This is a genomic window from Pantoea wallisii, from assembly GCF_002095485.1.
Classification (GTDB): domain Bacteria; phylum Pseudomonadota; class Gammaproteobacteria; order Enterobacterales; family Enterobacteriaceae; genus Pantoea; species Pantoea wallisii.
Window position 1 is genome coordinate 1 of sequence record NZ_MLFS01000106.1, and the last position, 6,328, is coordinate 6,328.

At 59.1% G+C, this 6,328-nt stretch carries 5 protein-coding genes; 4 read left to right on the top strand and 1 reads right to left on the bottom strand.

What is annotated here, in order from left to right:
- Window positions 1-430 precede the first annotated feature (430 nt).
- Window positions 431-1,570, bottom strand: coding sequence for a tRNA epoxyqueuosine(34) reductase QueG (queG, locus tag HA48_RS21520; RefSeq protein WP_128603132.1), 1,140 nt, complete (start codon window positions 1,568-1,570; stop codon window positions 431-433).
- On the opposite strand from queG, the gene nnr reads away from it, so the two are divergent.
- The 4 genes from nnr to mutL form a co-directional block, all read left to right on the top strand.
- A complete protein-coding gene (gene nnr / locus HA48_RS21525; protein ID WP_128603133.1) occupies window positions 1,569-3,086 on the top strand; it encodes a bifunctional ADP-dependent NAD(P)H-hydrate dehydratase/NAD(P)H-hydrate epimerase in 1,518 nt (505 codons plus the stop codon). The genes queG and nnr overlap by 2 nt on opposite strands.
- A 3-nt stretch (window positions 3,087-3,089) precedes the next feature.
- A complete protein-coding gene (gene tsaE / locus HA48_RS21530; RefSeq protein WP_128603134.1) occupies window positions 3,090-3,566 on the top strand; it encodes a tRNA (adenosine(37)-N6)-threonylcarbamoyltransferase complex ATPase subunit type 1 TsaE in 477 nt (158 codons plus the stop codon).
- Window positions 3,563-5,218 (top strand): N-acetylmuramoyl-L-alanine amidase AmiB, encoded by a 1,656-nt coding sequence (gene amiB / locus HA48_RS21535; protein WP_128603135.1) that lies wholly within the window; start codon window positions 3,563-3,565, stop codon window positions 5,216-5,218. Before tsaE ends, amiB begins: the two co-directional genes overlap by 4 nt.
- 40 nt (window positions 5,219-5,258) lie before the next feature.
- Window positions 5,259-6,328 (top strand): DNA mismatch repair endonuclease MutL (gene mutL, locus HA48_RS21540; protein ID WP_128603136.1); only part of this gene is annotated, 1,070 nt, incomplete at its 3' end.

Below are 6,328 nucleotides of genomic sequence, written 5' to 3' on the forward strand. Positions count from 1 at the left end.
AGATTTTTATATTCACTAAAGTTATTTGCTCTCGGGCGCATTCAGACATAAAACAGCTGCTGTCTCTGTATTCTGTACGGTTGGCTTTATCTGGAAATTTTGCACGCTGCGTAACGGCCAAACTTTCTGTTATCTGTTGCCGTAATGGGACAGGTTATCCACAATGTGTCCGCCTCGTGTCCACGGTGTTTTACCCTATCTGCAAAAGCGTTTTGAACAGAGTTATCCACAGGCTCTGGACAAACTCCTGCGCGTCGTTCATGACGCAAATGTTTACAGTAATCATGTAACTCTATGATTAATAAAGTGATAAATGTGTTTCCGATTGTTAGCGAAGCGTGTAGACGAAATACGTCAGCTCGTCATTGATCGGTGGCATAATTTTATTCACAGCATGTGGAAAAGGATAATATGCTGCGCGATTGCTCAATCATGCATCACGGGGCAGGCCTTTCTCAACGGCCCGCACCAGCCGCTGTTTCTTCGGCGGTTGTACCTCAACAGCCTGAGCAGTGCGCTTCTCCAGCTGCTGCGCGATCGCCCAGTCAATGTGCTCATCCAGCAGTGGATGCTCGCCGCTGCGCTGTTGCAGCGCGCTGAGATTCTCCTCCGCCCAGGGCGCATTGCCCAGAGCTACGGCCACATTACGCAGCCAGCGTAAGTGACCGATGCGGCGAATCGCCGAGCCTTCCGTCACGCGCAGAAACTTCGCTTCATCCCAGCCAAAGAGCTCAACCAGCTGCGGCGCATGTAGCACCGCGCGCGGTGAGAAATCCTGCTCATCGGTGAGCTGACCGTAACGATTCCACGGGCAGATCAGCTGGCAATCATCACAGCCGTAAATGCGGTTGCCAATCAGCGGCCGGAACGCTTCCGGGATGGCGCCCTCGAGTTCGATGGTGAGATAGGAGATGCAGCGTCGCGCATCGACCACGTAAGGCTCAACAATCGCCGCGGTCGGGCAGATGGTGATGCACGCCACGCAGCGGCCGCACTGCTCCCCCTGCGGCTGATCGACCGGCAGCGGCAGGTCAATCAGCAGCTCGCCGAGGAAAAACCAGGAGCCCGCTTCGCGATTCAGGATCAGCGAGTGTTTGCCGGTCCAGCCCAGGCCCGCTTTGGCGGCAATCGGACGCTCCAGGATGGGCGCCGAATCGACAAACGGACGAAAGTTCAGCTCACCGCAGTGCGCCTGGATCATTTCGCCAAGCTTTTTCAGTCGATTGCGCAATACTTTGTGGTAATCGCGACCCAGCGCATAGCGGCTGACGTAACCCAGCTGCGGATTTTTCAGCGTACTGGCAAAGGCGGCTTTGGCGGGCAGGTAGTTCATGCGTACGCTAATTACGCGCAGCGTACCGGGCAAGAGTTCATGCGGGCGCGCACGCATCATGCCGTGGCGCGCCATCCAATCCATCTCGCCGTGATACTGCTTATCCAGCCACGCCTGCAGCCTGGGCTCTTCGGCACGCAGATCGGTGTCGCAAATGCCTACCTGTTGGAAGCCGAGGTCGCGCCCCCACTGTTTAATGTGTTGAGCGAGCTGTTGAAGATCGAGAGGGTATGACATGAGAAACCAGGCAATTGAAGCAAACGCGCGCAGTTTACCACACTCTGTCTGGCCTGCGCAGGCGATGGCGCAACTGGAGCGCGACGCCGCAGATAGCCTGGGGCTGACGCTGTATGAACTGATGCAGCGCGCCGGGCAGGCCAGCTATGAGCTGACGCGCGCGCTGTGGCCGCAGGCGCAGCACTGGCTCATCCTGTGCGGGCACGGTAACAACGGCGGCGACGGCTATGTTATTGCCCGGCTGGCGCAGGCGGCTGGCATCAACGTTACGCTACTGGCCTGTGAGGGCAGTAAACCGCTGCCGCAGGAGGCAGAACAGGCGCGCGATAGCTGGCTGGCCGCGGGAGGTACTCTTCATGCCGCCGATGCCGCCTGGCCGGAACAGGTCGACGTAATTATTGATGCGCTGCTGGGTACTGGCCTGAACCGGGCACCGGCAGCCCCTTATGATCGGCTCATTACGCAGATGAATACGCATGCTGCGCCGGTATTTGCCGTGGATATTCCCTCCGGGTTACTGGCCGCCAGCGGCACCACGCCCGGCGCGGCAGTCATTGCCAGCCACACCCTGAGCATGATTGCCCTCAAGCCTGGTCAGCTAACCGGTAAAGCGCGCGATCACGTGGGCCAGTTGCACTGTGATGAGCTCGGTTTACGCGCATTTTTGGCGGGCGAAACAGCGCCTGTGCGCCGCTTCGATGCGCAGGATTTAGCGCGCTGGCTGCCGCCGCGTAAGGCAACGTCGCACAAGGGCGACTACGGTAAGCTGCTGGTCGTGGGCGGCGATAGCGGTACGGCTGGCGCGATTCGCATGACGGGTGAAGCTGCGCTACGCACCGGAGCCGGACTTGTGCGCGTACTCACGCATGAAGATAATATTGGCCCGATTCTCACCGCGCGGCCGGAGCTTATGGTTGATACGCTGAGTGAACAGCGGCTGGAGCAGGCGCTGGCCTGGGCGGACGTTATCGCCATCGGACCGGGGCTGGGCCAGCGTGAATGGGCTCAGAAGGCGCTGAAAAAGGTGGCGGCCAGCGAAAAGCCCATGCTTTGGGATGCGGATGCGCTTAACCTGCTGGCAATCAATGCGGATAACCGTCAGAATCGCATCATTACGCCGCATCCCGGTGAAGCGGCACGCCTGCTTGGTATCTCCGCCAGCGAGGTAGAGAGTGACCGCTTACATGCCGCGCAAGCCCTGGCAAAGCGCTATGGCGGTGTGGTGGTGCTGAAAGGCGCCGGTACCGTTATTGCCAGCAGCGCGGGCGAGATCGCGATTACCGATGTGGGTAACGCTGGAATGGCGTCTGGCGGCATGGGTGATGTGTTAAGCGGCATCATTGCGGCGCTGCTGGGACAAAAATTAGCACTATTTGAAGCGGCCTGCGCGGGCTGCGTGGCGCACGGGGCAACGGCAGATGCGATTGCACGCCAGCGCGGCACACGCGGCATGTTAGCCACTGATTTGTTCGAACTGCTGTGGCAGTTTGTTAATCCTGAGATGATCCAACAATAAAGCATGAAGACCTGTGTTATCCCTTTGCCCGATGAGGCGGCAACCCTGAATCTGGGTGCACAATTAGCCCGCGTTTGCAGCAGCGCGGTGGTGATCTACCTTTATGGCGATCTCGGCGCCGGCAAAACGACCTTCAGCCGTGGTTTCCTGCAGGCGCTCGGCCATCAGGGCAACGTTAAAAGTCCGACGTATACGCTGGTCGAGCCCTACGAACTGGGCTCGCGCACGCTCTATCATTTTGATCTCTATCGACTGGCCGATCCGGAAGAGCTGGAGTTTATGGGCATCCGTGATTACTTCGGTGGCGATGCGTTGTGTTTGGTGGAGTGGCCGCAGCAGGGCGCAGGCGTGCTGCCGGAACCGGATCTGGCGCTGACGCTGCGCTATGTGGGCGCTGCGCGAGAAGCGGAGATCGCTGCGGTATCGGCTGGTGGCGAATCTCTGCTGCAGCAGTTTTTGCAGGGCAGGGACCCGGCATGATGGCACGGATAAAAGGGTTAGCATTGGCCTTGCTGTGCCTGTTTTGTGCCTCTTCGCTGGCTGCCACGCTGTCAGATATCAAAGTGGAGAACGGTGACAGCCAGGCAACCGTTACGCTGAGCTTTAACGGCCAGCCGGTGTATGGCTTCTTCCCGCTGCACAATCCGAACCGCGTGGTGCTGGATATTCGGCAGAGCGGTGCGATTCAGGGACTGCCGATCAATTTCAGCGGCGAAAACATTGTTCAGCGCATTCGTAACAGTCAGCCAAAAGATAAGCAGAGCATTCGTCTGGTGTTTGAACTGACACAGGCGGCGAAAACCCGCGCCACAACCCAGCGCGACGGCAATCAGTATCGCGTCGTGTTTACCCTTCGCGGTACGCAGCCGGTGAAGCGGAGTGCGGCCGCTGCACCGGTTACGACAGCGCGGCAAAATCAAAGCAGCAGCCAGGGTAATCCGTTTAACGCGAATCAGGTGACCTCCGTCACCAGCAGCAACACTACGGTGCGTCCGGGCGGCAGCGTGACGCGGAACGATGTGGTCATTGTGGCGATTGACGCCGGTCACGGCGGTCAGGATCCGGGTGCAACCGGCCAGCATGGGCTGCATGAGAAGAATGTCACCATCGCGATCGCGCGTAAGCTTAAAGCGCTGATGGATCAGGATCCGATGTTTAAGCCGGTGCTGACGCGAAACGGCGACTACTTTATCTCGGTGATGGGCCGCTCTGAAGTGGCGCGTAAAGAGAACGCGAACCTGCTGGTGTCGATTCACGCCGATGCGGCACCGAACCACTCTGCAACCGGTGCCTCCGTGTGGGTGCTGTCAAACCGCCGTGCGAATAATGAAATGGCGAACTGGCTGGAGCAGAAAGAGAAACAGTCTGAACTGCTGGGCGGCGCGGGCGATCTGCTGGCGAACAGTCAGGCCGATCCCTATCTGAGCCAGGCGGTACTGGACCTGCAGTTCGGCCATTCGCAGCGTGTAGGCTATGACGTGGCGGTAAAAGTGCTGCAGCAGCTGCGCGGTATGACGCGTCTGCACAAGCGACTTCCGGAGCATGCCAGCCTTGGCGTGCTGCGTTCACCAGATATTCCATCACTGCTGGTCGAGACGGGCTTCATCAGTAACTCGGCGGAGGAGCGGCTGCTTGGCAGCAGCGCGTATCAGGAGAAGATTGCCCAGTCGATTTATAAAGGACTGCGCAACTATTTCCTCGCGCATCCGCTGCAATCCGTCCCAAAGGAGGAAAACCGGCCGCTGGAGAGCGCACCAGCGGTTAGCGTCGCCAGCAACCCGGCGACCGGCACGGTGCAGTATACCGGCGCTACCCAGCGTCATACCGTGACGCGCGGTGAAACGCTGTCCGGTATCGCGGCGAAATATGGTGTCAGCATGGCAACGCTGCGCGAGCTGAACAGCCTGAAACGCGATGTTGTGTGGGTTGGGCAACGGCTGAAAGTCCCGGCAACCTCTGCCGTTACCACGGCAGCCAGCCGCCATCCGGCGCGGCATAAAGTGGTTCGCGGGGATTCGCTCACGGCTATCGCCGCAAAATATGGTGTCAGCCCGAAAGCCATCATGCAGGCGAATAATATGAAGTCGAGCAACGTGATGCTGGGGCAAAACTTAAAGATTCCGCAGTCCTGATAGTGGGCTGCATGCAGCCCATTCATTACAAGGAACCGCCATGCCAATACAGATCTTACCGCCGCAGCTGGCAAACCAGATTGCCGCAGGCGAAGTGGTTGAGCGCCCGGCCTCGGTCGTAAAAGAGCTGGTGGAGAACAGCCTGGATGCCGGCGCCACGCGCATTGATGTGGAGATTGAAAAGGGTGGCGCAAAGTTAATCCGCATCCGGGATAATGGTTGCGGTATCGCCAAAGACGAGCTGGCGATGGCGCTGGCGCGACACGCCACCAGCAAAATCGCCTCGCTTGATGACCTTGAAGCGATTGTCAGTCTTGGCTTTCGCGGTGAAGCGCTGGCGAGTATCAGCTCGGTGTCGCGTCTGACGCTGACCTCACGCACCGTCGATCAAAACGAAGCCTGGCAGGCCTATGCCGAAGGGCGCGATATGGATGTCACCGTTAAACCGGCAGCCCATCCGGTAGGCACCTCACTGGAGGTGCTGGATCTGTTTTACAACACGCCCGCACGCCGCAAATTCATGCGCACCGAAAAAACCGAATTCACCCATATCGACGAAGTGATTCGCCGTATCGCGCTGGCACGGTTCGACGTGGCGATTTCACTCACGCATAACGGCAAGCTAATACGGCAGTACCGGGGCGTCAGCCAGGATACGCAGCGTGAACGGCGGCTGGGGGCGATTTGCGGCACCGCCTTTATGCAGCACGCGTTGCGTATTGAGTGGCAGCATGACGATCTGGCGCTGCGCGGCTGGGTGGCCGATCCGGCCGGCTCACGCCAGGTAACGGACCTGCAATACTGCTATGTGAATGGCCGCATGATGCGGGACAAGCTGATCAACCATGCGATCCGGCAGGCCTATCAAACCCAGCTGGGGGAAGACCAGCAGCCCGCTTACGTACTCTATCTGGAGATTGACCCGCATCAGGTGGATGTCAACGTCCATCCCGCCAAACATGAGGTGCGTTTTCATCAGTCCCGCCTGGTGCACGACTTTATCTGGCAGGGCGTGATGAGTGCCCTGCAGAGCAGCCGCTCAGCAGCGCTGCCGCTTGCTCAGGCTGAAGAGCCGGCGCCGCAGTGGCAACCGGAAAACCGTCAGGCGGC

Coding starts and splice junctions, on each gene's coding strand:
- nnr (WP_128603133.1), top strand. CDS start 1,569: ATGAGAAACCAGGCAATTGAAGCAAACGCGCGCAGTTTACCACACTCT.
- queG (WP_128603132.1), bottom strand. CDS start 1,570: ATGTCATACCCTCTCGATCTTCAACAGCTCGCTCAACACATTAAACAG.
- tsaE (WP_128603134.1), top strand. CDS start 3,090: ATGAAGACCTGTGTTATCCCTTTGCCCGATGAGGCGGCAACCCTGAAT.
- amiB (WP_128603135.1), top strand. CDS start 3,563: ATGATGGCACGGATAAAAGGGTTAGCATTGGCCTTGCTGTGCCTGTTT.